Annotated in this window: 26 protein-coding genes; 23 read left to right on the top strand and 3 right to left on the bottom strand. The window is 67.0% G+C overall.

Annotation, left to right across the window (positions count from 1 at the left end; translation table 11 throughout):
• The first annotated feature begins 26 nt into the window (after nucleotides 1–26).
• From fliF to fliN, 12 genes are all read left to right on the top strand, one after another.
• On the top strand, nucleotides 27–1,649 hold the full coding sequence (gene fliF / locus VNN77_10595; protein HXG51842.1) for a flagellar basal-body MS-ring/collar protein FliF: 1,623 nt from the start codon (nucleotides 27–29) through the stop codon (nucleotides 1,647–1,649).
• A complete protein-coding gene (gene fliG, locus VNN77_10590; GenBank protein ID HXG51841.1) occupies nucleotides 1,646–2,677 on the top strand; it encodes a flagellar motor switch protein FliG in 1,032 nt (343 codons plus the stop codon). The genes fliF and fliG overlap by 4 nt, the downstream gene beginning before the upstream one ends.
• Entirely contained in the window at nucleotides 2,670–3,422 is a 753-nt protein-coding gene (locus VNN77_10585; protein HXG51840.1) for a FliH/SctL family protein, read from the top strand. Before fliG ends, VNN77_10585 begins: the two co-directional genes overlap by 8 nt.
• Nucleotides 3,419–4,765 carry a FliI/YscN family ATPase gene (locus tag VNN77_10580; GenBank protein ID HXG51839.1) on the top strand — a complete coding sequence of 449 codons (1,347 nt, stop codon included), beginning with the start codon at nucleotides 3,419–3,421 and terminating at the stop codon, nucleotides 4,763–4,765. The genes VNN77_10585 and VNN77_10580 overlap by 4 nt, the downstream gene beginning before the upstream one ends.
• A gap of 7 nt (nucleotides 4,766–4,772) precedes the next feature.
• Nucleotides 4,773–5,228, top strand: a complete 456-nt coding sequence (gene fliJ, locus VNN77_10575; protein HXG51838.1) for a flagellar export protein FliJ — start codon at nucleotides 4,773–4,775, stop codon at nucleotides 5,226–5,228.
• A 632-nt stretch (nucleotides 5,229–5,860) separates the two neighbouring features.
• Complete coding sequence (locus VNN77_10570; GenBank protein HXG51837.1) at nucleotides 5,861–6,889, top strand: flagellar hook-length control protein FliK; 1,029 nt, start codon at nucleotides 5,861–5,863, stop codon at nucleotides 6,887–6,889.
• A gap of 60 nt (nucleotides 6,890–6,949) precedes the next feature.
• Nucleotides 6,950–7,651, top strand: coding sequence for a flagellar hook capping FlgD N-terminal domain-containing protein (locus tag VNN77_10565; protein HXG51836.1), 702 nt, complete (start codon nucleotides 6,950–6,952; stop codon nucleotides 7,649–7,651).
• Nucleotides 7,648–8,904: a flagellar hook protein FlgE gene (locus tag VNN77_10560; protein ID HXG51835.1), complete on the top strand. Its 1,257-nt coding sequence runs from the start codon at nucleotides 7,648–7,650 to the stop codon at nucleotides 8,902–8,904. The genes VNN77_10565 and VNN77_10560 overlap by 4 nt, the downstream gene beginning before the upstream one ends.
• Before the next feature lie 42 nt (nucleotides 8,905–8,946).
• Entirely contained in the window at nucleotides 8,947–10,242 is a 1,296-nt protein-coding gene (locus VNN77_10555) for a flagellar hook protein FlgE (GenBank protein HXG51834.1), read from the top strand.
• A gap of 404 nt (nucleotides 10,243–10,646) precedes the next feature.
• Nucleotides 10,647–11,117, top strand: coding sequence for a CBS domain-containing protein (locus tag VNN77_10550; GenBank protein ID HXG51833.1), 471 nt, complete (start codon nucleotides 10,647–10,649; stop codon nucleotides 11,115–11,117).
• A 180-nt stretch (nucleotides 11,118–11,297) separates the two neighbouring features.
• On the top strand, nucleotides 11,298–12,320 hold the full coding sequence (gene fliM / locus VNN77_10545) for a flagellar motor switch protein FliM (protein ID HXG51832.1): 1,023 nt from the start codon (nucleotides 11,298–11,300) through the stop codon (nucleotides 12,318–12,320).
• A 13-nt stretch (nucleotides 12,321–12,333) separates the two neighbouring features.
• A complete protein-coding gene (gene fliN, locus VNN77_10540) occupies nucleotides 12,334–12,642 on the top strand; it encodes a flagellar motor switch protein FliN (GenBank protein HXG51831.1) in 309 nt (102 codons plus the stop codon).
• 236 nt (nucleotides 12,643–12,878) lie between these two features.
• Here the strand turns inward: fliN and VNN77_10535 are convergent, their stop codons facing one another.
• Nucleotides 12,879–13,664 (bottom strand): flagellar motor protein MotB, encoded by a 786-nt coding sequence (locus VNN77_10535; protein HXG51830.1) that lies wholly within the window; start codon nucleotides 13,662–13,664, stop codon nucleotides 12,879–12,881.
• Between the two features lie 2 nt (nucleotides 13,665–13,666).
• Nucleotides 13,667–14,524: a flagellar motor stator protein MotA gene (gene motA / locus VNN77_10530; protein HXG51829.1), complete on the bottom strand. Its 858-nt coding sequence runs from the start codon at nucleotides 14,522–14,524 to the stop codon at nucleotides 13,667–13,669.
• Between the two features lie 136 nt (nucleotides 14,525–14,660).
• On the opposite strand from motA, the gene VNN77_10525 reads away from it, so the two are divergent.
• Nucleotides 14,661–16,076 (top strand): HDOD domain-containing protein, encoded by a 1,416-nt coding sequence (locus VNN77_10525; GenBank protein HXG51828.1) that lies wholly within the window; start codon nucleotides 14,661–14,663, stop codon nucleotides 16,074–16,076.
• Nucleotides 16,077–16,165: 89 nt separating this feature from the next.
• Here the strand turns inward: VNN77_10525 and VNN77_10520 are convergent, their stop codons facing one another.
• Nucleotides 16,166–16,474, bottom strand: a complete 309-nt coding sequence (locus VNN77_10520; GenBank protein HXG51827.1) for a hypothetical protein — start codon at nucleotides 16,472–16,474, stop codon at nucleotides 16,166–16,168.
• Nucleotides 16,475–16,742: 268 nt separating this feature from the next.
• Between VNN77_10520 and VNN77_10515 the strand changes: the two genes are divergently transcribed.
• The 10 genes from VNN77_10515 to VNN77_10470 are packed head-to-tail and all read left to right on the top strand — an operon-like array spanning nucleotide 16,743 to nucleotide 25,243.
• Nucleotides 16,743–17,195 carry a flagellar basal body-associated FliL family protein gene (locus VNN77_10515; protein ID HXG51826.1) on the top strand — a complete coding sequence of 151 codons (453 nt, stop codon included), beginning with the start codon at nucleotides 16,743–16,745 and terminating at the stop codon, nucleotides 17,193–17,195.
• Complete coding sequence (locus VNN77_10510; protein HXG51825.1) at nucleotides 17,164–17,487, top strand: flagellar biosynthetic protein FliO; 324 nt, start codon at nucleotides 17,164–17,166, stop codon at nucleotides 17,485–17,487. The genes VNN77_10515 and VNN77_10510 overlap by 32 nt, the downstream gene beginning before the upstream one ends.
• The gene (gene fliP / locus VNN77_10505; GenBank protein HXG51824.1) at nucleotides 17,484–18,155 is read left to right on the top strand and encodes a flagellar type III secretion system pore protein FliP; all 672 of its coding nucleotides are present in this window, start codon (nucleotides 17,484–17,486) and stop codon (nucleotides 18,153–18,155) included. The genes VNN77_10510 and fliP overlap by 4 nt, the downstream gene beginning before the upstream one ends.
• On the top strand, nucleotides 18,152–18,421 hold the full coding sequence (gene fliQ, locus VNN77_10500; protein ID HXG51823.1) for a flagellar biosynthesis protein FliQ: 270 nt from the start codon (nucleotides 18,152–18,154) through the stop codon (nucleotides 18,419–18,421). Before fliP ends, fliQ begins: the two co-directional genes overlap by 4 nt.
• A gap of 25 nt (nucleotides 18,422–18,446) precedes the next feature.
• Complete coding sequence (fliR, locus tag VNN77_10495) at nucleotides 18,447–19,226, top strand: flagellar biosynthetic protein FliR (protein HXG51822.1); 780 nt, start codon at nucleotides 18,447–18,449, stop codon at nucleotides 19,224–19,226.
• Between the two features lie 19 nt (nucleotides 19,227–19,245).
• Nucleotides 19,246–20,361, top strand: coding sequence for an EscU/YscU/HrcU family type III secretion system export apparatus switch protein (locus VNN77_10490; protein ID HXG51821.1), 1,116 nt, complete (start codon nucleotides 19,246–19,248; stop codon nucleotides 20,359–20,361).
• 9 nt (nucleotides 20,362–20,370) lie between these two features.
• Nucleotides 20,371–22,431, top strand: coding sequence for a flagellar biosynthesis protein FlhA (flhA, locus tag VNN77_10485; protein HXG51820.1), 2,061 nt, complete (start codon nucleotides 20,371–20,373; stop codon nucleotides 22,429–22,431).
• On the top strand, nucleotides 22,421–23,449 hold the full coding sequence (locus tag VNN77_10480; GenBank protein HXG51819.1) for a hypothetical protein: 1,029 nt from the start codon (nucleotides 22,421–22,423) through the stop codon (nucleotides 23,447–23,449). The genes flhA and VNN77_10480 overlap by 11 nt, the downstream gene beginning before the upstream one ends.
• Nucleotides 23,436–24,353 (top strand): MinD/ParA family protein, encoded by a 918-nt coding sequence (locus VNN77_10475; protein HXG51818.1) that lies wholly within the window; start codon nucleotides 23,436–23,438, stop codon nucleotides 24,351–24,353. The genes VNN77_10480 and VNN77_10475 overlap by 14 nt, the downstream gene beginning before the upstream one ends.
• Nucleotides 24,350–25,243, top strand: a complete 894-nt coding sequence (locus tag VNN77_10470; protein ID HXG51817.1) for a FliA/WhiG family RNA polymerase sigma factor — start codon at nucleotides 24,350–24,352, stop codon at nucleotides 25,241–25,243. Before VNN77_10475 ends, VNN77_10470 begins: the two co-directional genes overlap by 4 nt.
• The last annotated feature ends 188 nt before the right edge of the window (nucleotides 25,244–25,431 follow it).

The raw sequence follows: 25,431 nt of genomic DNA, 5'->3' as shown, positions 1-25,431 counted from the left end.
CCGCCGCCGCAGGGCCCTGAACGTCCGTGATCGAGCAACTGGAAAAATTCGCCGGTGACTTGAGAGCGATCCTCGCCCGGCTGCTCTCGTTCCTGCCGCCGCAGCAGAAGCGGCTGCTGTTCATCGGGCTGCCGCTCTTTGTGTCGCTGGCCTACGGCGCTCTGCGGGTCGTGGAGCGAATGAATTACGGACCGCTCTACACCAATCTCTCGCCGCAGGACGGCGCGGCGGTCGTCAAGGAGCTGGAGGCCGAAAAAATCCCTTACAGCATCACCGGCGGCGGCTCCGTCATCGAGGTGCCGCGCGACGCGATCTACCGGACCCGGATGAAACTTGCGGCCAGGGGTGTGCCGCTGGGCGGCGGGGTCGGCTTCGAGATCTTCGAAAAGACCCCCTTCGGCGTAAGCGAGTTCACCCAGCAGGTGAACTACCTGCGGGCGATCCAGGGGGAGCTGGCGCGCACGATCAACTCGATCGCGGCCGTGCAGTCGAGCCGCGTCCACGTCGCGCTGCCGTCGCGCTCCAATTTTCTCGGCCCGGAAGAGAAGCCTTCGGCCTCGGTGGTGGTGGATCTCCGGCCGGGGTTCCATCTGAGCCCGGACCAGGTGCAGGGGATCGTCCATCTCGTCGCCAGCTCGGTGCCGAAGCTCAGCGCCGACCGCGTCACCGTGATCGACAGCTCGGGCCGCCCGCTCAAGGAGATCGCCGCGGCGGTGCCGGCGACCGAGGCGGAGAAGCTGAGCCTGCTCAAGAAAAAATATGAGCAGGAGCTGCAGCAGCGCATCGAGACCATGCTCGATCCGATCCTCGGCCCGGGCAAGGTGGTCGTGCGCGCCAACGTGCAGATGAGCCTGCAGGAGACGCTCACGACCAGGGAGGAGTTCGACCCGGAAAACAAAGTGGTGCGCAGCCAGCGCTCGGTGTCGGATGAAACGGCGGTCAAGGGCGGCGTACCCGGCGTGCAGTCGAACGTTCCGGGCAGCGAAGGCGCGGGCAGCGCGGAGAGCGGCTCGAAGCGCGGCAGCGAGATAGTGACCTACGAGGTCGGGCGCACCACCAGCCGCATCGTCGAGCCGCGCGGGCAGATCCAGAAGCTCTCCGTGGCGGTCCTGGTCGACGGGCGCTACGAGAACGAGAAGTACATTCCCCGCACCGCGGAGGAGCTCGAAGTGATCAAGGGGATCGTGAAGCGGGCGGTGGGCTTCGACGCCGACCGCGGAGACGAAATCGAGCTGGCCAACGTTCCTTTCAAGGTTCAGCCGCCGGCCCCGCTCCAGCCCGCGGGCACCTCAGGCTGGAAAGAGATGGTGCAAACGCCGGCCGGAATCGGCGTCGCCGCGGGCGTCCTCGCCACTTTGGGCCTTCTCGGTTTCTTCTTGCTGCGGCGGCGCGGCCGAAAGCCGCCGGCGAAGGCGCCGGAGGAGCAGCCGGCGCGGGTTGCGCCGGCGGCGGCGCCGGCGGCTCAGGAAGAGATTCCCGCGGCGGCGCAGAAGATCGTGATGGCGGAGGATCCACGCAAGGAACAGCTGATCCAGATCGCGCGCGACTATCACGACGCAACCGTCAGGATCATCCGCGGCTGGCTGCAGGAAGAGGGCCACCGCGGGCGGCCGACCGGCAACGGCGGCATGCCGGAGGCGCCCCAGTGAAGGGAAGCGACGCAAAGCAGCGAGGCAGGAACGCGCTCAGCGGTCCGGAAAAGGCGGCGATCTTTCTCGCCGTGGTGGGCGAGGAGCTGGCGACCTCGCTGGCCGGAGAGCTCCAGGAAAAGGAGCTCGTCATGCTGCGCCAGGGCGTCGGTCGCATGGCACAGATCGCTCCGGAGGACATCGAGGAGGTTCTGGAAGACACCTGCCGCTATCTCAAGAAGGCGAACATCTTCGCCGAGGGAACCAGCGAGTACCTCCAGCGGGTGCTCAACAAGGCCGTGGGGCCGGAGAAGGCGGCTGCCATCTTGAGCCGCATCTTCCAGGAGGACGCAGACGACTCCGCGGGGATCGACGCGTTGCACGAGATGGACGCCAAGACGCTCGCCCAGTTCCTGCAGAACGAGCAGCCGCAAACCGTCGCCTTCATCCTCGCCCATCTCTACCCGGCCCATGCCGGCGAGATCTTCGCGCTGCTGTCGGAGGACAAGCAAGCCGAGGTGGCCTTCCGCATCGCCCGGCTGACCAGCATCTCGCCCGGAGCGATCGAAGAGGTCACCAAGGTGCTGCGCAACGAGATACGTCATTTTCAGGGCAAGCAGGTCGGCGGGCTGCGGGCGGTCGCCGAGATCCTCAACTTCGTCGACAACGCCACCGAAGAACGGGTAATGGCGGGGCTCGGGGGGTTCGAAGCTGAACTGCCCGAGAGCATCCGGCAATTGATGTTCACCTTCGAAGATCTGGCGAAGATCGACGATCAGAGCATGCAGGTGCTCGTGCGCGAGGTCGAAAAGGACAAGTGGGTGATGGCGATGCGTACCGCCAGCCCGAACCTCAAGAAGAAAATCTTCGGCAGCATGTCCGAGCGGGCCAGCGCCCTGCTGAAGGAAGAGATCGAGTCGATGGGGCCCGTGCGGCTGCGGGACGTCGAGGCGGCGCAGCGCGACATCATCGATCTGGCGCGACGGCTCGAATCGGAAGGAAAGATCTACCTCTCGGCGGGCAAGGCCAAGGAGGACGTCCTTGTCTAGGCTGATCGCCGCGGACCGGGTTGCGGAAAACGAGCTCCGACCCTACGAGCACGCCGACGTCAGTTCCGGGTCCCCCTCCGACGGCGAGGCGGCTGCGTGGCCGGAGCCGGACGGCGGCCCTGCGGTGCAGTTCGAGTTTCTCGATTCGGCCGAGATCGCTCCTTATCTTCTTCTGCTTGCGGCCGAGGACCGGGCGCGGGAGATCGTCGCCCGCGCGGAGTCCGACGCCGAAAGGCTTCGGACGCAGGCGTGGGAGGAGGCGGCCGCCAAAGGGCGCGAGGAGGGCCGCCGCGAGCTCCTGCCTTCGCTGATCGCTTTCGGAGACGCGGCGCAGGCGCTGATCGTCTTCGAAGAAAGGCTGATCGCCCGCTACGCGCCGCAGATGGTCCACCTGGCGCTGGAAATCGCAGAAAAAATCATCGGCAAGACCGCCACCGAGGATCCGGGGCTGGTCGCCTCGGTGCTGGAGCGGGCCAAGCGCGAGGTCGCCGAGGCGAAGCAGATCCGGATCTGGCTCAACCCGGCGGATTACGAGGTGCTCAGCGAAACCCGGCCCGACCTCGTCCGGTTCGGAGACGGAACGTCGAGAACGATCGAGGTCGTCGCCTCGGAAGACATCTCCCGTGGCGGATGCCGCCTGGAAACGGAGCTGGGGATCGTGGATGCGACCCTTCCCACACAGATCGCCGAGGTCCGGCGCCAGCTGCTGGACGACACGCTGCCGGACGCCGCCTCCCACCCATGAGCCGACTTGATCGAGCGGCGACCGGGCCTGACCAGGATCTTTTATTTCCTTACCGCCGGCGGCTGCAGACGGTTGCGCCGTTTCGCTTCTCCGGAACCGTGACCGAAGTCACCGGCCTTCTGATTGCGAGCCGCGGCCCGTGGCTTCCGGTGGGCGGCGTGTGCCACATCTATCCGCTGGGAGGCGGGCGGCCGACGCTGGCGGAAGTGGTGGGCTTTCGCGGCGAGCAGACCCTCTTGATCGCGCTCGGGGAGCTGCGCGGCGTCGGCCCCGGGAGCCGGGTGGTGGCTTTGGCCCGGGAAGCCCACTATCCCGTGGGCGAGGAGCTGCTCGGCCGCGTCGTCGACGGCCTGGGGCGGCCGATCGACGGAAAGGGAGTGATCGCGGCTCATTCCTACCCGATCTACGCCGGCAGCTCAAACCCGCTCGACCGGGAGGAAATCCGCGAGCCGCTCGACATCGGGATTCGCTCGATCAACGGGCTCGTCACACTGGGGAAAGGACAGCGGGTGGCGATCATGGCCGGCGCGGGCGTCGGCAAAAGCACGCTTCTCGCCATGATCGCACGCAACACGCGCGCCGACGTGAAGGTCATCGCCTTGATCGGCGAGCGCGGCAGGGAGGTCGAGGAGTTCGTAGCGCGGACGCTCCCCGCCGAAGAGCGCGACCGCATGGTGGTCGTCGCGGCTACCTCCGAAGCCCCGGCTCTGGTGCGCGTGCGCGGCGCGTTCATCGCAACCACGATCGCGGAGTACTTCCGCGACCGCGGCCAGGACGTTCTGCTGCTCATGGATTCGCTGACCCGGTTCGCCATGGCGCAGCGCGAGGCGGGGCTGGCGGCGGGCGAGCCCCCCTCCACCAAGGGCTACACGCCGTCGGTGTTCGCGCTGCTGCCGAGGCTCCTGGAGCGGGCGGGAAGCTGGAAGGGCAAGGGCAGCATCACCGGTCTGTACACGGTCCTCATGGAAGGCGACGATCCGCACGAGCCGATCGCCGACGCGGTCCGCTCGCTGACCGACGGCCACCTCCAGCTCTCCCGGCGCCTCGCGGAGCAGGCCCACTATCCCGCGGTCGACGTGCTGTCGTCGGTCAGCCGGGTGCGCTCTCGCGTCACGTCGCCCGAGCACCAACGATGCGTGAGCGAGATCATTCGGATCATGGCCGCGCGGCGCGACGCGGAGGACCTGATCCAGATCGGCGCCTACGTTGGCGGCAAGAACCCCGACGTCGATCGCGCCCTGGAGCTCGCACCGCGGCTGCGCGATTACCTGTGTCAGCGGCGCGACGAGGACGTTCCGCTCGAAGCGAGCATCCGCGGGCTCGCCGAGCTGCTGGCGGGCTGAGAGCGCCGTGGCCGGGTTCAAGTTTCGCCTCGCCGCGGTGCTCCGCCTGCGTCAGCGCATCCGCGAGGAGAGGCAATGGGAGCTGCGCGCGCTCAACGAGCGGCGCAACCTGCTGGAAGCGGAGATCGCCGAGCTCGAGCGGGAGCTGGCCGGCGCCGACGAGGCGCTGGCGGGCGGGATTGCGACCGGATTCGAGCTGAGGCTTCACGCCGACTACCGGAACAGCCTGGCGGCGCGCATCGCGACGCGGCGGGAAGCGCTCGCGAGGCTCGACGGCACGCTCGCGGAAAAACGCGCCGCGGTCGTCGAGGCGCTGCGCGGCGTAAAGAGCCTCGAGCAGCTTCGGGCGAGGCTCGAAGAGAAGTCTCGCTACGAGCGCGAGCTGGAGGAGCGCAAGATCGCCGATGAGATCGGCCGGCGCGAGTTTTCCGGCACGGGAAGGGGGAAAAAGTTGCCTCGCTAGATGCAACCCTTTCCCCCTCCGGGAATTTTCTCCGTCGCATGGGAGTCTTCGTGGCATGCGACTTCGACTGCCACCTCGCGGTTGTCGCAAAGAAAAACTAAAGAATCGCCGCGTTCCGCCGATGAAACGGGGCGGCGGGTCAGTGCCTGGCACCCCTCTTGCTCTCCCGGCGTGCCGGCATGGTCCTCATCGATCACGTAACGGGGGTTCCGAGCGGCGCAGATAAAAGCGGAGCCGTTTTCCCGACCGGTGAAAGCGCGCAGCAAAGCGCCGTCTTCGCGGGCTTGCTCCTGTTGATTCCGCTGGTCCCTCAGCCGGGGGCAAACCCCAATGAGGGCAGCGGAAAACCTCCCGGCGAAAGCGGCCGTCGGGAAGCTGGGCTCGGTGCGGTTGCGCCGCCCTTCTGCGGGGCAACGGAGCTCGCGGCGGGGGAACCGGGCCTCGGCGCAACTTCTCCCCTTGATTCCGCCAGGCAGCCGCGCGGAACGGCGGCCGCTCCGTTCGGTGTGCAAGGATTCGATGCCGGAGTTTCGGCGGGCGCTGTCGGTCCGCACCCCGGTTTTACACCGAAGCTTTCGAAACCTATTCTCGTCGGCCCCGCTTCCGCCGCAGCTGCCGGGTGCACGGCAAGCATGGAGCAATCCCTGGACACCGAAGTCTCCGGCAAAGCGGCTCTGCCGGCTCCGATTGCAACCGGCGGAAACCCACCCGTCGAGCCCGCCGCACCGGCGAGGCTTTACGCCGACGGCGGCGCGGGGCAGGGCGAGTTGCGGCCGGCCGATCCGGGGCACCCGCGGGAGTATTTTTCACCGCCGGGACGGGAAACAGGCGGCGAGGAAGGGCGCGGGCCGGCGCAAGCTTGGGTCGCGCCACCGCCGGACGCGTCGTTTTCGCTCCGGGGCGGCACGGATCCATTGCCTTTCCATGATCTTTCCCCTAGGCGGGAGTCGGGCGCGATTCCCGGAAAGGGCGAGCCCTGCAGCGTCGAGCGCGATCCTGCGGAAAAAGCGGCCGTTCACGGCGTGCTTCGCCTCGCGGCGGCAGAGAGCTCCGGCGGCGGGTTGAGGGAGCAGGGCGCGTGGCTCGGCGAGAACCGCCGCCAGTCTGCAGTCGCTCAGGAAAGCCCGCAGGCAGGTCTAAAAGAAGCCGGCGCCATAGTGGTTGGGATCAGCGGAGCTCTGCCCCCAAGCGCTCCCGAAGAGCGGCTGTCGGACGTTCCCCTGCGCGGGACACGGAAGGCGGCCATCGGCGCTCTGGCTGGAGCGATAGCCGACAGCATAAGGGTCGGAAAGCAAGACGCGGTCATTCAGCTCGAGCCTCCCGAGCTCGGCAGGATGCGGGTCGATCTCCGTGTCGACGGGGATAAGCTTCGGGCGCGCATCGTCGCGGAAGGCCCGGAAGCGAAAGCGCTCGTGGAAAATCACTTGGGAGAGCTGCGCGACGCGCTGCAGGCCAAGGCGATCGACCTGATCGAGATCCGCATCGAGCAGGGTGCCTGGCGGGAAAGCGGCGCGGGTTGGGCCCAGGGCTTTCAGCGCCAAAGGAACAACGGCGACGACTGGACCCGGGAAACGGGAGCGCCGTCCGGCCGAAGGATTTCACGGCGGCCGGCAACGGGACGTGGGCACAGCCCGGGATCGGGGATGAGTCTGTGGGTGTGACGACGAACGACGCCGGGAAGCGCCGGCGCGATGCGCGGCGAAAAAATCAGAGAGGAAACGATGTCCGTACAAGCCGTCGGTAACAGCCATGTTTCGGGCGGCCCGGGTTCCGCCCTGCCCAGCAAGACGGTCACGCAGGAGGATTTCCTGAAGCTGCTCATCGCGCAACTGCAAAATCAGGATCCGCTGCAGCCGATGGACAATCAGGAGTTCGCCGCTCAGCTTGCCACGTTCAACAGCCTCGGACAGTTGATCGAGATCAACGGGAAGCTCGGCGCCCTGCAGGACGCGCTCGGCTTTTCCAACCGGTTCAACGCCGCCGCACTGGTCGGCAAAGAGATCTCCGCCGCCGGCAGCCAGGTCGGCCTGGTCGAAGGAAGGCCGGCGGAAGTGGGCTATCGGCTCGAGGCGAACGCCGCGCGGGTCGTGGTCGATGTCTACGATACGGCGGGAAAGCTGCTGCGCCAAATCGAAGCCGGCGCTCAGGCCGCCGGAGACCGTGCCCTCGTCTGGGACGGCAAGAACGCGGCGGGCGCCGTGCAGCCGCCGGGTCCTTATTTCTTCGAGGTCAGCGCGTTCGACGCCTCCGGGAAGAGCGTTCCGGTTTCCGGCCGGATTCGCGGAGCGGTGACCGGCGTTCGCCTCGACGGCGCCGAGCCGGTCCTCGAGATCGGCGCGGTGCAGGTGCCGCTCAGTTCCGTCGTCGCCATCGGGCCGCAGGCCGCAGCCGCCGCCGCGGCCTTTTCGCGGAGGATGCCATGACGATTCCCGGATCGATGTTCACGGCGATCACCGCTCTCAGCGCCTTCGGCGACTGGCTCGCGGTCGCGGGCAACAACATCGCCAACCTGAATACGGCGGGGTTTCGCGCCTCGAGAGCGCAGTTCGAGGACCTCCTGCCGAGCGTGAGCGGCAGCGTCGAAACCGGCCACGGGGTGCGCCTGGGCCACGTGAGCAAGCCCTTTCGCCAGGGCGCGCTCGAAACCACCGGAACAACCACCGACCTGGCGATCGCCGGAAACGGTTTCTTCACCGTGCGCGATCCTCTGAGCGGAGCTTCCTATTACACGCGGGCCGGCCAGTTCCGGCCCGACGCCGACGGCCGACTGGTGAACGCCGACGGCATGGTGCTGCAGGGAGTCGGCGGGGACATCGTCCTGTCCGGGGCGACGACGCTGCCGGGACAGGCGACCTCCCGCCTCGCGCTGCAGTTCAACCTGGATCCGGCCGCGACGATGCCCGGCACGCCCTTTCCCAGCGGTCCGGACGCTAGCCCCGCTTCGTGGCTTGCCGCCAGCAACTTTTCCGCGGTGACGACGATTTACGACGGCCTGGGGAAAGCTCACGAGCTTACCATCGTCTTTCGCCGCGAGACTCCAAGCAGCTGGGAGTATCGCGTGCTCGCTCCCCGCCGCGACCTAGACACCGCAGCGCCAAGCAGCACGGAGCTGCGCCAGGCAGGCGCTCCCGGGCTCCTGCGCTTCGACTCGTCCGGGCAGCTCGACGCCGCCGCGAGCACGATCACCGACATCACGGGCCTCAATTGGGTCGGCGGCGGCGCGCAAACGCTTTCGGCGGGAGCCCTCGACTTCTCCGGAACGACGCAGCTCGCCGGACCCTCGGCGCTCCTCGCCGCCGTACAGGACGGATCGGCTCCCGGTGCGCTGATCGGGGTCCAGATCGATGCTCAGGGGCTCGTGAGCGGGCGCTATTCCAATGGCGCCCGGCAGGTGCTCGGCGCCCTTGTGCTCGCCGATTTCGCCAACGTGGACGATCTCGAGCCGATCGGGGAAACGCTGTTTGCGCCGACGGCGCGCTCGGGCGCGGCGAGGACCGGCGCTCCCGGGCAGGGTGGCTTCGGCGACATCGTCTCCGGCGCGCTCGAGCAGTCGGGGGTGGATCTGGCGATGGAGTTCGTTTCCCTGATCGGCTCCCAGCGCGCGTTCCAGGTCAATTCGCGAATCCTGACGACCGCGGATCAGATGTACGCCGAGGCGGCCAGGCTCAAGGAGTAGATCGGCTTTCGAACGAAACAGACCAACGAAAGGAGGGCTGTCATGGCACTTACAGGAGCGCTTTTCGCGGGGGTGAGCGGAATCAACGCGAACGGCAACGCGATGAACATCATCGGCGACAACATCGCCAACGTCAACACGATCGGCTACAAGTCGAGCCGCGCGGTCTTCTTCGATCTCCTGAGCGCCGAGATCGGCGGCACCAAGATCGGCCTCGGTTCCCGTCTCGCCGCGGCGCACCGCCCGTTCGTCCAGGGGGGCGTGGAGACCACCAACAGCCCGACCGACATGGCGATTCAGGGCCGGGGGATGTTCGTTTTGAGAGATGCGCAGGGGTCGACCTTTTACAGCCGGGCCGGCCAGTTCACGCTCGACGATCAGGGAAATCTGGTCAATCCGGCAGGTCTGGCGGTGCAGGGCGTGCAGCTGGATTCCGACGGCAACCCAGTGAGCGGACTGCGCAACATCGTCATCAGCCAGGCGATCGTTTCCCCGACCGAGACGACCGAGATCAACCTCACGGCCAACCTCGACGCGACCTCGACGACGCCCGGCCCGGCCATACCGGCGGACGCTGCGGGAACCGAGGACACGGCGGGGAACTGGTTCGCGGCGGCGAATTTCTCCACGGTCGTGACGATCTTCGACTCCCTCGGACAGGGGCATGACCTCACGCTCATTTTCCGCAAGACCGCCACGGCCAACCAATGGGAGTACCGGGTACTGGCCAATGCCGGCGAGATCACCGGCGGGACCGCGGGAGAGCTCCAGCAGGTGAACGCCGCCGGCGGCCTGCTCGCCTTCAACCCCGACGGCACGCTGGACGCGGCGACGAGCAACATCACGGCCGTGGGGCCGATCGCGTGGGCAAACGGCGCCTCCAGCCAGACGATCGCGGCCGCAGCCATGAATTTCACCGGCACGACGCAGTTCGCGCTTCCTTCGGCGGTGAGCGTGCTCAACCAAGACGGCTCAAGGTCGGGCATCCTGCGCGGCATCAACATCGACTCGGACGGAGTGATCACGGGGTTGTTTACCAACGGCGGAACGCAACCGCTCTTCAGGATCGCGCTGGCCGATTTCGCCAGCCCCGAAGGGCTGACCCATCTCGGCAACTCGCTTTTCCTCGAGTCGCCGGAATCCGGGCCGGTCCTGCTGGGCAATCCGGGCAACGGCAGCTTCGGCACGGTGCTGTCCGGATCGCTGGAGCTCTCCACGGTCGATCTGGCCACCGAGTTCGTCAAGATGGTCACGACTCAGCGAGGGTTCCAGGCTTCGTCGCGAACGATCACCGTGACCGATACCTTGCTCGAGGAGGTGTCCAACCTGAAACGATAGGGCGTCCCGCCTCCGACGCGTCTCGAGCCCGCAGACGTCGCACTTTGCGCGGCGCTCGGGCTGGACCCGGATTCCGCGGTCGCGTATTGGCGCGGGAGGGAAGGAGGCGCGACGGCAAGCCGCTGCAGCGATGGCAACGGGTCGTGACTCTGAGCGAGGGTTCAATCAGGCTGCTTGGATGAAAGTCGGTGCTGGGTAACGAAGGTCGGAGCCTGGAGATGTCAAGACCTTGAAATTTCGGGTTTCCGCCTTTCAGCTGTTTCGAGGTTGCTCTCGCTGGTCGGCGCAACCGGGTCTAAGGATTAAAGAAAGCCCGCCTTCTTTCCGATAAGTTTCCTGTGCGCGGCCGCGGCCCCGGCGGGCCGGGGGGCGCAACGAAACGGCTCTGCCGGGAGGAAACAGCATTGCTCGCCCAACCACAGGCCCTGAACTGCAGCGAAACGGAAACGTGGGTCGAAGCACCGGTCCTGGTGTCGGAGATCATGACGGGCTCGGTCCTGACGGTGCGCTCCGAGCAGAGGTTTACCGACGTCGTGTCGGTGATGGCGCAGCATTCGTTCCATCACGTGCTGGTAGCCGATGCCAAGGGCTGCCTATGCGGCGTGATCTCCGATCGCGACATTCTGCGCTCGCTGCGGCGCATGCCGGACTGGGAGCGGAAGAGCGTGAGCATGGTCATGACCCGCGATCCGGTTACGGTTCCCCCTGACGCGCCGATTTCCCGAGCGCTCAAAACGATCCTTTCCCGGCGCGTCAACTGCCTCCCGGTGGTCGACGAGGGCGGAAAGATCCTCGGCATCGTGACCACCACCGATCTCCTCAAAGCGTTCGAGAAGATCCAGCTCCGGATCGAAAAGCGCCGGGTCCTCCCGTAAGCCACTTCGCCGTTTCTTCGATCGGCCCGTCGGCGCCGCACGGTGGCACCGTCCTTGCTCGTCCCCAGCGGAGCCGGCCGGTTCAAGTTGTTTCGGCCGGTTGCCGATAAGGATTTGACGGAAGCCCGTCAACAAATCGGCGCCAGCCACGGCGCGGGGGCGAGTTGAAGAACGGCTGAAATGGCCCAGGTCCTTTCTCAGGAAGAGATCGACGCCCTGCTGAGCGGCGTCGCCAAGCAACAGCCGGCAACGGTGGCGTCGGAATCCGGGTTGAAAAGAGCCCCGGCCTCGCCCGACTCGCCCGACTACAAACCCTATGACTTCACGCGCAGCGAGGCATCGGCGCGGGGGCGGCTCCCCGGGCTGGAGGTGATTTTCAGCGATTTCGCCCGCCGGCTGCGAAGCATCGTGGTCACCGAGCTTGGCAAATCGGTCGACGTCGCCTTCGACGGTATGGAGGTCGTCTCGTACGAGCACCTGATTCAGAGCTTTCCGCTTCCCGCGAGCATGCACGCGGTGCGGCTCGATCCGCTGCGCGGCGTCGGCCTCTGGGTCATCGAGGCGAGGCTCGCCTTCGCCATGGTCGAGCTCTTTTTCGGCGGCAGCGGGCAAAAAACCACCAAAGTCGAAGGGCGTGATTTCACGCTGATCGAGAACCGGTTTCTGGGTAAGTTCGTCGAGCGGATGTTGCGGGGAATGGAAGAATCGTGGCAGTCGGTGGCGCCGCTCAAGGGGCGGTATCTGAGATCCGAGGTCAATCCCTACCTGTTGAACGCCGCCAGCATGGGCGACGCGATGATCCTGGCCACCTACAATATCAACATGTCGCCGGTCAGCGGAGCGGTCCTTTTTTCCCTGCCCCTGGCAGCGATCGAAGAGCTGCGGGGCCAGCTGAAGTCGGTGGTGCCGATCGCCGACGATCCGGACAGCATGGGACTGTTCCAGCGGTTGCTGCAGCCGCTGATGGACGTCGACGTCGAGGTGAAGGCGGTGGTCGACGTGATCGAGATGAGCGTCGGGGAGATCATGGGGCTGAGGCCCGGCGACGTGCTGCAACTCGGTGCCCGGGGTCTCGACCAGGTCGAGCTTTGGATCGAGGGCAAGCGGAAGTTTCTGGGCAGGGGCGCGCAAAGAAACGGCAACAAGGTCGTCGTGGTCACGGGGCCGACCCGAAAAGCCGGCCCCGCCCGCAAGGATCGGTAGGAACGGAGGAACCATGGCGGAGGAAACCAGCGAAAACGGCGCGGGCCGGGGAAGCGCGGAGCAGGTGGACCTGTCGCTCCTCATGGACGTGCCCTTGCAAGTCACGGTCGAGCTCGGGCGGGCGCGGTTGACGATCGAGAACCTTCTCAAGCTGAACCAGGGTTCAGTAGTGGAGCTGAACCAGGTGGTGGGCGAGCCGCTCGACATCCTGGTCAACAACAAGCTCATGGCCCACGGAGAGGCGGTGGTCGTAAAGGACAAGTTCGCCGTCCGCATCCTCGACGTTGTCAGCCCCGAGCGGCGGATCGAAAACCTCCGCTGATCCCCGACTCCGCGATTGCGATTGACGCGGAACACGTGGGTCAACCCCTGCGCAACGAAGACGATGAGGTCGGTACCTCGGAGCCGATATGAACCAGGCTTCTTGGATGCAGGCCAGTGCTGACAATGACGCCGAGCGTCTCGAAGCGCCAAGACTTTGAAATTTCGCGTTTCCGCGTCTTCGCTGCTCCGGAGCTTGCCCCTCACTTTGCGGCGACAACTGCGGATCTGCGCTGATCAACGCGTTCCGTTCTTCGCCATCTTGAGGACGAGAATGCTGATCCGGCGGTTTTCCGAGCTGAGCGGGTCGTCCGGCACGCGCAGGAGGCGGTCGGCGTGGCCGACGACCCGCTGGATGCGATCGCTCTGGACGCCCAGCTCCTCCAGAGCCCGGCGCGTGTTCAGCGCCCGCGCGGACGACAGCTCCCAGTTGGAGTAGTACGAATCGTCGTGGTACGGGCGGGCATCGGTGTGGCCGCTGATGACGATCTTGTTGGGAATCTCACGGATCTGGCGCGCGATGACCTCGAGGACCTTGCGCATCGTGGGCCCCACCGTGGCGCTGCTGATCTGAAAGAAAGACCGTTTTTCCTTGTCGATGATGTCGATCAGAAGACCTTCCTCCGTGATCGCGATCGAGATCTGATCCTCGAACCCGGCCAGCTCCTTGAGCTTGCGGATCTCCTCGCGGAGCTGCGCGCGCAGCACCTCCAGGGAGGGCGATTGGATGATGCCGGCGCCGATCCGGTCCTGGCCGCCGTCGGGAACGAGGCCGCTCGATCCGCTGAAGACTCCGGGTTCCCGGAAATAGTGGGCGATGCCGGCCTTGAACCGCTTGTCGCTCGCTCCGAGCACCCACAGGACGATGAACAGAGCCATCATCGCCGTCACGAAATCTGCGTAGGCGACCTTCCAAGCCCCGCCGTGATGGCCGCGATGCCGCCCGCCGGTTTTCTTGACGATGACCTTCGTCCGCTCGGGCGCGCCGTGCTCCGGCTGCTTCTTGCCGCTTCGCGAGGTCATCGCTACTCCTTCCTGCCCCGGCAGATCTCTTCGAGCTCGAGGGCGGAGGGGCGTTCGCTGCTGAAGACCGCGCGGCGCGCGTGCTCGACTGCGATGATCGGCGCAGCGCCGTTGAGGTAGGCCAAAACACCGGTCTTGATACACTCCAGGTACCGGGTCCTATCCACGAGCAGGAGCTCCATCTTTTGCACCAGCGGCTGGACGATCCCGTAGCAGAGCAGGATGCCGAGAAAGGTTCCGACCAGCGCCGCGGCGATCTTGTGGCCGATCACCTCCGGCCCCTGGTCCATCGATCCCATCGCGATGATCACGCCGAGGACCGCCGCGACGATCCCTAGCCCGGGGAGCGAATCTCCCGTTTTGGTGAGCACGCTCGCGGGCATGCGTCCCTCCTCCTCGTGCGTGTAGATCTCTTCGTCCATCAGGTGCGAAAGCTCTTCGGGGTTGGTCGAGCCGCTGATGACCAGCCTCAACGTGTCGAAAAGCATGTTGCGGGCAGCGTGATTTTTCATGAACCGCGGGTATTTCTTGAAGATCTCGCTGGCGTCGGGAGCATCCACGTCCTTTTCGAGCGCTATTCCGCCGCTCTTGCGCATCACCGAGAAGACCTCGTAGAGCATCGCGAAAAGCTCCACGTAATCGGCCCGGGAATGGCCGCTGCCTGTAACGGCGGCTTTGACGTTGCCAGCGAGCGCTCGCAACGTCTTGGTCGGCGTGCCGGCCACGACGCTGCCGACCGCCGCCCCACCGATGATCAGGAACTCGATCGTCTGGTTGAGCACCGCGATCGGCCCGCCTTCCAGGACGAAGCCGCCGATCACGGCGCTGAGGACGATTCCAAACCCCAGGATCGTAAACACTGACGTGGATTACCTTTTGTCGGGCGCAACCGGCCGCCGGGCTTCGACTGTCCGTCACAGCTGAAATCGTCACGGCGAGGGATTTCTTTAGCACAAGCTAAAGGGTTGCCCGGCTCCGGCCGAATTAAATTGTGCCATGGATGAACAAATCGTTCCGGGCGGGGAGCTGCAGCAACGGATCATCGGGCGCTTCTGGTCGGCCCGAGTCCGCGAGCTGGCCGAGGTGTCGCGCAACGAGAGGGCGTCGGTGCAAAGCGTCGCGCGCGTGATCGCGGGCGACGGAGCGCTATCCAGCCGCCTGATCGAGGTGGCGCGCTTCGCCGGCGGCCGGGCGTCGGGCATCTCGACGCTGGCCGCCGCGATCACCGCTTTCGGAGTGGACCCGGTCGTCGCGCTGGCTCTTGGACTGACCGCTTTCGGGGAAGCCTGGAGAGAAACGAACGAGCAGGGCGCGGAGCACGGCGGGCTGCCGGCGCTCCGTGAGCTATGGGAGCATTCGCTGGGCTGCGCGGCTGTGGCCGCGCGGCTGGCGAATGGCGCCGGCAATGCGGCGCCGCACCTGGCCTTCGTTGCGGGCTTGCTGCACGACCTCGGGCGTGTCCTTCTGCTCCGCCACTCCAGCCAGAGGCTCGCCGATGCGGCCCGGCTCGCGACCGAGCAAGGCGTCGCTCTCCTGGAGGCGGAGTCGCGAGTTCTGGGAATCGATCATGCCGAGCTCGGCGCGCAATGGGCCGAAAAAGCGAATCTGCCGGCGGCGGTCGTTCAGTGCCTCCGCTATCATCACGAGCCGCCGCAGACCATGGAGTGCCCGGCGGAAGCCGGCGTGCGGGCGCTCGCGACGATCGTGCAGCTCGCCGATGCGCTCTGCGAGACCTATGCGATCGGCAAGAGCGGCGAGCCGCTGGCCCCGCACGCTGCGCTGCGGGGAAACGCCGAGCTCGCGGCATCCGATTGGGCCGAGGTGGCGGGTGCCTTGAAGCGGCGGATCGAAGCTGCGCGCGACAAGCTCGGTTTCGTCGTGCGCTTCGAAGCCGAGCCTCCGCCTTTCCTGCGTGGGCCCGCGTTCCGGGCCGGCGGGCGCGCGCAGGTGATCCCGTTCCCGCAGAAAGCCGGTCCCGCGGTCGTCGCGCCCGAAAGTGCGCCAGCGAAAAAGCTCACCATCCTCGTGGTCGAAGACCACGGCTCTCTGTGCGACATGCTTGGCCTGTTCTTCATGCGCCACAGCTATCACGTGCGCACGGCGAGCAACGGCGAGGAGGCCATCGACATTCTCGCCAAGGAGGAAATCGGGCTCGTCCTGCTCGATTTGATGCTTCCGCGGGTCGACGGCTTCGCGGTGCTCAAGTGGATGCGCGAAAAGCGGCCCACCGGAGCTGCTCCATACGTGATCGTGGTTTCCGCGGGGGCGTCGGAGAAAGACCGCAGCAAGGTTCTCGAGCTCGGCGCCAACGAGTACATGCCCAAGCCGTTTCATCTGACGCGGCTCCTCGAGCGCGTCCAGGCGGTGGAAAAGCACCTTCTCGGCTCGCCGCAGACCGAGCGCCCGTCCTAGCAAAAGCTCAACGCCGCTTCGCGGCGGCTCGATGGCCCGAGGAAAACGACGTCAGGACGCCGACGGCAGGATCGCAGCCGTGGCCGTCTCTAGTTGCCGGCGAAATCCTTGGCGCCCGCGGCGCCCTCCAGGGCGCCGATGAGGTTGTTGATGTAGCGCGCGTTCTCCAGAATCTTGGAAAGGATTTGCTCCGGCTCGAAAGGGAGCCCGTCCCTGCGGCGGTCGAGCAGGATTTCGCCGCCGCTCAGGATGACCTGAAGCGCGTCGCGTGCCATGCAGGCCAGGGCCGTGCGGCCCGCCGACCGCGGAAGGGATCGCCCGGAGCCGACGCGCGGCTGCGGCGTGAGAGCGCGCCAGCGTGCGTAAGCCTGTCTCATGATCGCTCCTCCGTAACTCATCGCGGTTCCTCGTCGGAAACGCAAGCGGCGTGCCACCTCATCTCGCTTCCGGCCCGGCGCGCCGAGAAAGAACCGCCGAGGTAACGCAGGGCACGCGGCGCAATTGCGAGCGGGCCGAGGCGGGGGCGCTGTCAATAAATTGGCACCGCAGCGGGTTTGTTGACGGCGCCGAGCGGCGCCGTCCCCCCGGCAACCCGGAATTCCTCGGATTTTTTGCGGTGCACGTGCTGGCATATCCGTTGCTCGGCGGTTCGCGCACGAGGCCATCATGAAAATCGTCGTCATTGCGCTCGCTGTGGTTTTGACGTTGCTCGGCGGAGGAGGAGCCGCAGTCTGGTTCTTCGCTCCCCAATACCTTCCGGCTTTCATCCGCCCCGCGGATTCCGCCGATTCGAAGGTGACGGCGCACCGCAAGGAGCCCGAGGTGGGTGCGGACCTCGACGTTTTCGTGGTCAATCTCGCCGCGCCGGAGACGTCCCGCTACCTGAGGACGACGCTGAGTCTGGGGGTCAGGGACCAGCACGACAAGGAAAAGATAAAGGAGCTCACCGGTCCGATTCGGCACGCGGTCATCATGTATCTGAGCAAGCGCCGGACGGAAGAGCTGCTCGATCCCGAGGGCAAAAACAGGATCCGGGCGGAGCTCAACAAGGAGATCAATCACGCGATCGGCGAGAAGCTGGTGCTCAATGTTTACTTCAAGGAATTTCTCATTCAGTAGGGTGCCGCTCGCCGCGGGGATCGACGCGGCGCCGGCCGCATGGCGCGCCGCAGCCGGCGCCTGGAGGATGATGGTCCGGCGCATCGGCCGGGCGCTGGGGGGCCGCCCGCCGGCCGCCGCCGAGCTCGAGCACGTGGCCACCCTCGCGCTCACGGCGCAGAGCGCGCTGGTGCTCGTGCGCCTGGGCGGAGAGACGCTGCTGCTCGGGGCGACTCCCCACAGGATCGCCGTGCTCAGTCGGCGGCACGATCGAGAAGCGCCGGCCGTCGGCGGCAAAGAGGCGGCGTCGTGAACAGCTCCGCGCTCTCCCTCCTCACCGGGCCGGTCAAGGGAACCGAGCTGGCAACGGTGCTGGAAATCTTCATCCTGCTCACGCTGCTCTCGCTCGGGCCGCTCGTGCTGATCACCATGACCTCGTTCACCCGCATCGTCGTGGTGCTCTCGTTCTTGCGCCAGGCGCTCGGGACCCAGCAGTCGCCTTCGAACCAGATCATCATCGCGGTCTCGCTGTTCCTCTCGTTCCACGTCATGGCCCCCGTGTGGCAGGAGATCGAGGCCGAATCCGTCACGCCCTATTTCAACCGGCAGATCGATCCCCAGGCTGCGCTCACCCGCGCGTGGGAGCCCTTGCGCCAGTTCCTGTTCAAGCAGACGCGCAAGGCGGATCTGGCGCTGTTCGCGCGCATTCCCGCCGGGCGCGAGATCGGGCCGGCGGACGTCGCCGCCAGCAGCCTGATCCCGGCCTTCATGATCTCGGAGCTGAAGACCGCCTTCCAGATGGCGTTCATGATCTACATTCCGTTTCTGATCCTCGACCTCGTGGTCGCGTCGATCCTGATGTCGCTGGGAATGATGTTCCTGCCGCCGGTCCTGATCTCGCTGCCTTTCAAGCTCGTGCTGTTCGTGCTCGTGGACGGCTGGAACCTGCTCGTCGGCTCGCTGCTCAGGAGCTTCGCATGACGCCCGAATCCCTGGTCGATCTCTTGCGGGGCGCCCTCGAAGTCGGCGCGGCGGTGGCAGGGCCAGCGATCCTCTTCGGTCTGGTCGCGGGGGTAGCGGTCAGCATTTTTCAAGCGACGACGCAGATCAACGATTTCACGCTGGTCTTCGTCCCCAAGGCGCTGGCCGTGATCTTGGCGCTCGTGCTCTTCGGAGCGTGGATGCTGCAAGTCTACACAGGATTTACGCGGGAGATCATCGGCAATCTGCCGAACTTCGTCAGTTGAGCCGCCGTGGAGGTACGAAGCTGAAATGACCGCGCTGGCAGCTTTCATCGGCCGCTACGGGGCAGAAACCGTGAGCTTCATGCTGGTCTTCGGGCGGGCGCTCGGCCTGATGGTCGGCGCGCCGTTCTGGGGCGGCCGAGCGCTGCCGGTCGTGGTCCGGATCTGGGTGGCGTTGCTTCTGGCCGTAGCGGTCTTCCCGTCGGTCCCGGCGGCGTCCGTGGCGGACCTGACCGTTCTCGCCCTGGTGTTGTTTCTCGGAGGCGAGATTCTGCTGGGATTGACGCTCGGCTGGACCGCTCAGGTGCTCTTCGCCGGGATGCGGCTTGCGGGCCAGCAGATCGAGGTCAAATCGGGGCTCGGCCTGGTCTCCCTCGTCGATCCTCACGAAGGGGGTCATAGCGGCATCTTCGCCGTGTTCCTGGAGCTGGCGGCGGGCCTGATCTTCCTAGCCCTCGACGGGCACCTGCAGCTCGTCCAGGCCCTGCTGTCGAGCTACGCGGTTTTCCCGCCGGCCGGGACCGGCAGCTTCGCCGGCCGTCTGCTCGAAGGCGTGGTCGCGTCGGGGACCGAGATTTTCGCCATCGCTTTGCGCGTGAGCGCTCCCGTGCTGGTGGGTTTGCTCCTGAGCGACATCGTCCTCGGAGTGCTGAGCCGGGCGATTCCGCAGATGAACGTCTTCATGGTGGCGCAGCCGCTGCAGTTCGGCGTCGCGCTGTTGTTGCTGATGCTGTCGCTCCCGGCTCTGGCGTGGCTGATCGCGCGCCAGCTCGCGGCCGGGGCCGGCTTTCCAGCGGCGGCCGGTTAGGAGCGCGCCGGAGAGTATCATGGCCGAGGAAGCGTTCCAAAACGATCTGGAGAAGAGCGAGGAGCCGACACCCAGGCGGCGCGAAGAGGCCCGGCGAAAGGGGCAGTTCGCGCGGTCGAAAAACCTGGTGCCGGCGGCCACGCTGGCCGCGACTGCGGTTGCGCTGCGCTTCGGAGGCGAAGAGCTGACCGCTCGCATCGGGCGGTGCGCCGTCGCCTTTTTCGAGCTCGCCGGAACCTGGAAGCCGGCGACCGGCGAGGAGCTTTCGGCCCTGGCAGTCGAGACCGGGCTGCTCCTGGCTCCCGCCTTGCTGCCCGTCCTTGGCGCGGGTTTGCTGGCCGGCCTCGGATCGGGATTTCTCCAGAGCGGGTTCGTTCTCGCCGCGGAGCCGCTGAAATTGGACTGGACCCGGATCAACGCGGCGGCGGGTTTCCGGCGTCTTTTGAGCCTCGAAGCCGCTGTCGAGCTCGTCAAGGCGATCATCCTGATCGGCGCGCTGGGCACGCTCGGCGGCGCCTACCTCTACTACGGGATTCCGTCACTCGCCGCGCTGGCGGGGTTTCGCGCGGCGGAGGTCTTCTCGTACGCAAGCACCGAGGGCGCCCGGCTGACCGCCTGGGTCGCGGGCGCCATGGCGGCGCTGGCGGGGCTCGATTACCTCTACCAGCGACGGCGCACCGAGGCGCGGCTGCGCATGAGCCGAGAGGAAATCAAGGAAGAGCTGCGCGAGCAGGAAGGAGATCCCCAGCTCAAGGGCCGGCTCAAAGGGCTCAGGCAAAAGATGGCGCGCCGCAGGATGAGCGCGGAAGTGGCGAAGGCCGACGTCGTGGTCACCAACCCGACCGAGCTGGCGGTCGCGCTCCGCTACCGCAGCAGCGATATGGCGGCGCCGCGGGTGGTGGGAAAAGGCGCGGGCTTCCTGGCGGCAAAGATTCGCGAGATCGCCCGCGCCAACGGAATCCCGATCGTCGAGAACAAACCGCTCGCGCGCCTGCTCTACCAGCGGGTGGAGGTCGGGCGCGAAATTCCCGAGACGCTCTATCGGGCGGTAGCGGAGGTCCTGGCTTACGTCTACGGATTGCGCGCGCGCAAAGCGGCGGCCCGAGCCGGGAGCGGGCCCGCGGCGCGCCGATAGCGGAGAGTGATGGCTGCGCAAACGCAAATCCTGAGCAACGGGCGGGTCGTCGAGCTGCTCCCCGCTGCGGGCCTCACCGGCGCCGTCCTGATGATGGTGCTGCCGGTGCCGCCGTTTCTCCTCGATCTCGCACTGGTCGGCAGCATCGCTCTCTCGCTGACGGTCCTGATCGTCGCGCTCTATGTTCGGGACGCTCTCGACTTCTCTTCCTTCCCGAGCGTGCTCCTGTTCGCCACGTTGTTTCGTCTCGCGCTCAACGTCGCCTCGACCCGCCTGGTGCTCGTTCGCGGCGAGGAGGGCGCGGCCGCGGCCGGCCGCGTCATCGAGGCTTTCGGCCGTTTCGTGGTGTCCGGCAATTACGTCGTCGGGTTCATCGTCTTCGTCATCCTCGTGGTGATCAACTTCATCGTCATCACCAAGGGCGCGACCCGGATCGCCGAGGTGGCGGCGCGCTTCACCCTCGACGCCATGCCCGGAAAGCAGATGGCGATCGACGCCGACCTCAACGCCGGGCTGATCAACGAAGCCGAAGCGCGGCAACGCCGCCAGCGCATCCAGAAGGAAGGCGACTTCTACGGCGCGATGGACGGCGCCTCGAAGTTCGTACGCGGGGACGCGATCGCCGGGCTGGTGATCCTCGCGATCAACCTCGTCGGCGGCTTCTTCGTCGGCGTGATGCAGAAAGGGATGGGGTTCGCGGAGGCCGCCCGGCTTTACAGCCTGCTCAGCATCGGTGACGGCCTGGCCAGCCAGGTTCCGGCGCTGATCATCTCGACCGCGACCGGGATGGTGGTGACACGAACCGCCTCCACCGGAGACCTGGGTCCCGAGATCGCAAGGCAGCTCCTGTGGAGCCCCAAGGCGCTGAGCGTGGTGGCGGTTCTGCTCGGCCTGTTCGCCTTCATTCCGGGGTTTCCGGCGCTCCCGTTCCTGGCGGCGGCGGGAAGCGTCGGGTTCCTCGCTCGTGCGGCTGCGAGGACCGAGGCGTGCGAGCGGAGCGAGACTCCGGCGGAAGCAAAGCAGCCCGAGCGGCGCGAAGAAGGGGTGCAGCCGCAGCCGATCGACCTGCTCGAGCTGCAGGTCGGCTACGAGCTGATCCCGATGGTCGACGGCGAGCACGGCGGGGTGGTCGAGCGCATCCGGGCTCTGAGGAGACAGTTTCTGAGCGACCGCGGCTTTCTCGTGCCGCAGATCCACATCCGCGACAACCTGCGCCTCGGGAGCAAGCAGTACGCGATTCTCGTCAAGGGAGTCGAGGCCGGGAAAGGCGAGCTCAGGCCGGGACGGCTCCTGGCGATGAACGCGGCCGGTGCCGTCGATGCCGATCTGCCCGGCGAGCCGACGAAGGAACCCGCCTTCGGTCTTCCCGCCCGTTGGATCTCGCCGGCGGATCGCGAGCGCGCCGAGATGATGGGCTGCACGGTGGTGGACCCGGAGACGGTGCTCATCACGCACCTCTCCGAGCTGATCAAGCGCTACAGCCCCGAGCTGATCACGCGACAGGATGTCCAGCGCCTGCTCGATGCCCTGGCGCGGGAGCACCCCAAGGTCGTCGAGGAGCTGATTCCCCACCACATGACGCTCGGCGGAGTGCAGAAGGTGCTGCAGAACCTCTTGCGCGAGGATGTCCCGATCCGCGACCTCCTGACCATCGTCGAGACGCTCGCCGACCGGGCTCCCGATTCCAAGGACACCGACGAGCTGACCGAGCACGTGCGGCAGGCGCTGGCGCGCGCCATCACGCTCGCCTACCGGAGCCCGGAGGGAGTCCTCCCGGTGATGACGGTCGATCCCCAGATCGAGCGCATGGTGCGGGAGCGGGCGCAGGAAGGGGTTCCGCTGGAGCCGCAGGCGGCCCAGCGCATCATGACCGCAGTCCAGCGCGCGGCCGAGACGTTCACCGCGCGCGGGCTGCTGCCGGTCTTTCTCGCGGGCGCGGCGGTGCGGCGCCAGCTGCGCCAGCTGATCGGCCACTATCTGCCGCAAATCGCGGTGTTGTCCCACAACGAAATCGCCGACGGCGTGAAAGTCCAGTCGCTCGGCGTGGTGCGGTGGAGCGATGAATCCTAGGAAGTTCCGGGGTCGAGACATGGGCGAGGCGCTGCGCGCGATCAAGGACTCGCTCGGCCCCGACGCATTGATCACCGAAACGCGAAGCGTCGCCGACGAACTCGGTGGCGGGGTGGAGGTCACGGCCCTGGCGAGCGCGCCGATCGCGCATGGCGCCCCCGGACCGCACGCCTTCCCGACAGAGCCGCCCCGGGACGAGATCCGCGAAGAGCTGGCCGTGCTCAAATCGATGCTCGGCTGGCTCGCCCCGGAGCTCGACTACAGGAACGACGTGATTCGCTCTCTCGTGCGGCACGGCGTGGCGCCGGATATCGTCGCCAGGATCGCCGAGGTCATGAGGAGCGCCGGGGGCGAGGCCAACAGCGAGGGTCTGCGCCGCGCGCTCTCTCGCTTGATCCCGATCGGCGGGGTGGTCCGCCCCGGCGACCGCCTGGTTTTGCTCGGCCCCTCGGGCGTGGGCAAGACCAGCGGCATGATCAAGCTCACGGTTTTCGAAACGGAGCGGCGCGCTGGCCAAATTGGCTGGGTGAGCACGGACGCGCGGCAGCTGGCGGCCGGCGATCCTCTCGCCGTTTACGCCGCGGTTCTCGGCGTGCGTTACGAGCTGGCGCCCGGGCGGAAGGAGCTGAAGCAGGCTCTCGCGAAGCTGGCGGGCTGCGAGCTGGTGCTGATCGACACCCCCGCGGTCAATCCGCGCGCCCGGCGGGAGATCGAGCGCCTCGCGGCGCTGTTCCACGGCCTTGCCGGATTGCGCCGGACGCTGCTCCTCAGCGCGGCCACCAACGGCAGTGATCTGGCAGAGTGGGTCGCCGCGTTCCGCCCAGCGGGAGTCGACTCGTTGATCTTCACCAAGACCGACGAGTCCGGCCATCTCGGGCCGCTCGTCAACACCGCGGTGAGCGCGGGGGTTCCGCTCGCGTACATCGTCTCGGGCCAGAGCCTCGCCGGCAATCTGGAGATCGCCAGCGCCGCAGCGCTCGCGGGACAGCTTCTCGGGGAGGTCGATGCGCGTGCTTGATACGAATGCAACAAGGCCCGGCGGTCCCGGCTTCGTTTACGACCGCGCATCCGGCCGCAAGGACCGCCGGCGCACGCGCCGGACGCCGCATGCTCCGGTCCTGGCGGTCACGAGCGGCAAGGGTGGGGTCGGCAAAACCAACGTCGTCGCCAATCTAGCCGCTTCGCTGGCTCGGCGTGGAAAGCGGATCCTGGCGATCGACGCGGACCCCGGTCTTGCCAATCTCGATCTGCTGCTCGGGGTGAAGCCGGCTTACACGCTCGCCGATTTCTTCGCCGGCGCCGCCGCGCTCGAGGAGATCCTGGCGGCCACCGGAGACGGAATCCTGCTCCTGCCGGGGGCCAGCGGCGTCCAGGAGGCGACGGCGCTTCGACCGGAACAAAAAGCGGCGTTGTTGACGGAGCTGGACGCAATGACCCGGGCGCTCGACTTGGTGCTGATCGATACCGGCAGCGGCATCTCCGACGCGGTGACGTACTTCACCACGGCAGCCCAGGAGATCGTCGTGGTCGCGACCCCGGAGCCTTCGTCGATGACGGACGCGTACGCCCTGATCAAGGTGCTTTCCTCGGCGCACCGGCAGAAGCGATTCTGGGTGCTCGCGAACAACGCCGCGAGCGCCGCCGAGGCCCGCGAAGTTTACGAAGCCCTGTCCCGCACGGCACTGCGCTTTCTCAACGCGTCGCTCGATTTCCTCGGCTGGATTCCGCGCGACCCGGCGCTGGCGCGTGCCGTGGCCCGCTCGCGCCCGGTCGTCGACGAGGCTCCCGGGTCGCCTTCGGCGATCGCCTTCGCCGCGCTCGCAGGCCGCGTGGTCGAGATCGCCGCTGGAACGGTCACCGTCAAGGGTGGAGTGCAATTTTTCTTTCGCCGCCTGCTCGAGCGCGAGAGGGAGGAGCGATGAAGGCGGCACCAGGAGGGAGGGCACGGCAGATCGCGCCGATCGAGGAGCTCGCCGGCCGCGCGGGCGACGAGCGCGTCATGCGCTACCTGCCGCTGGTGCGCTTCGTGGCGGAAAAGATCCACCGGCGGCTGCCGCCCGGCGTCGACCTGGAGTCGCTGGTGCACTCCGGCGTGGTCGGACTGCTGGAGGCCTTGAATCGTTTCGACCCCGGCCGGGGCGTCGAGTTCGAGACTTACGCCCGCTACCGCATCCGGGGCGAAGTGATGCAATGCCTGCGCTCTCTCGACTGGGTGAGCCGTTCGGTGCGCGCCTGGGGGCGAAGGATCGAAGGGGCCCGCGCGGCCCTGGCCGCCCGGCTGGGGCGCGAGCCGACCAGCGAAGAAATGGCGCAGGAGCTGGCGATTCCTCTGGAGACTTACTTCCGGGTCGACCAGCAGGTGGCCGACGCGAGCCTCCTCAGCATCGAAGCCCTCTCGGTCGCGGGAGAAACCGACTGGGAGCGGCTCGAGGAAGCCTATGCGTCGGCCGACGCTTGCGATCCGCTGCGTTTCATCGAGGGCAAGGATCTCGTCGAGAAGTTGTCGCTCGCGGTCGAGGCTCTGCCCGACCGCGAGCGGCTCGTGGTGACGCTTTACTACCACGAAGAGCTGACCCTGCGGGAGATCGGGGAGATCCTGAGCCTGAGCGAGGGGCGGATCTGCCAGATTTTCGCCCAGGCGGTCGGCCGGCTGCGAAACGCGCTGGGCGTGACGCCGGGAGGGAACGGGCGGCGGAGCGGGCGAAACGGAGCCCGGGGCGCGCCGAGCGCCGAAGAAAACGAGGCTCGCGGGCGCGAGCCAAAGAGCCGTGCGGCGGAGGGCCGCCAGCGAGGTCGGCCGAGAGCGAGATGACGCTCGGGGGCGTGCCGTGGCGGACTCGATCCAGCGCATCGTTCCACCGGCGGTCTCGCGGGACCGCTCCGCGACGCCGGGGAGCCGGGAAGAGCGAAGGCGTCGCGGGCCCCGGGACGAAACGCGGGAGAAAGAGTCCCGCCCCGCCGCGGAGAAGAAAGAAGAGCCGGCGAACGGCGATTTGCCGG

This window comes from Candidatus Zixiibacteriota bacterium, from assembly GCA_035574315.1.
In the GTDB taxonomy this organism is placed as follows: Bacteria; Desulfobacterota; Binatia; order UBA9968; family UBA9968; genus DATLYW01.
Note: the sequence above shows the minus strand (reverse complement) of the source record. Positions and strands in the feature narration are given on the sequence as shown.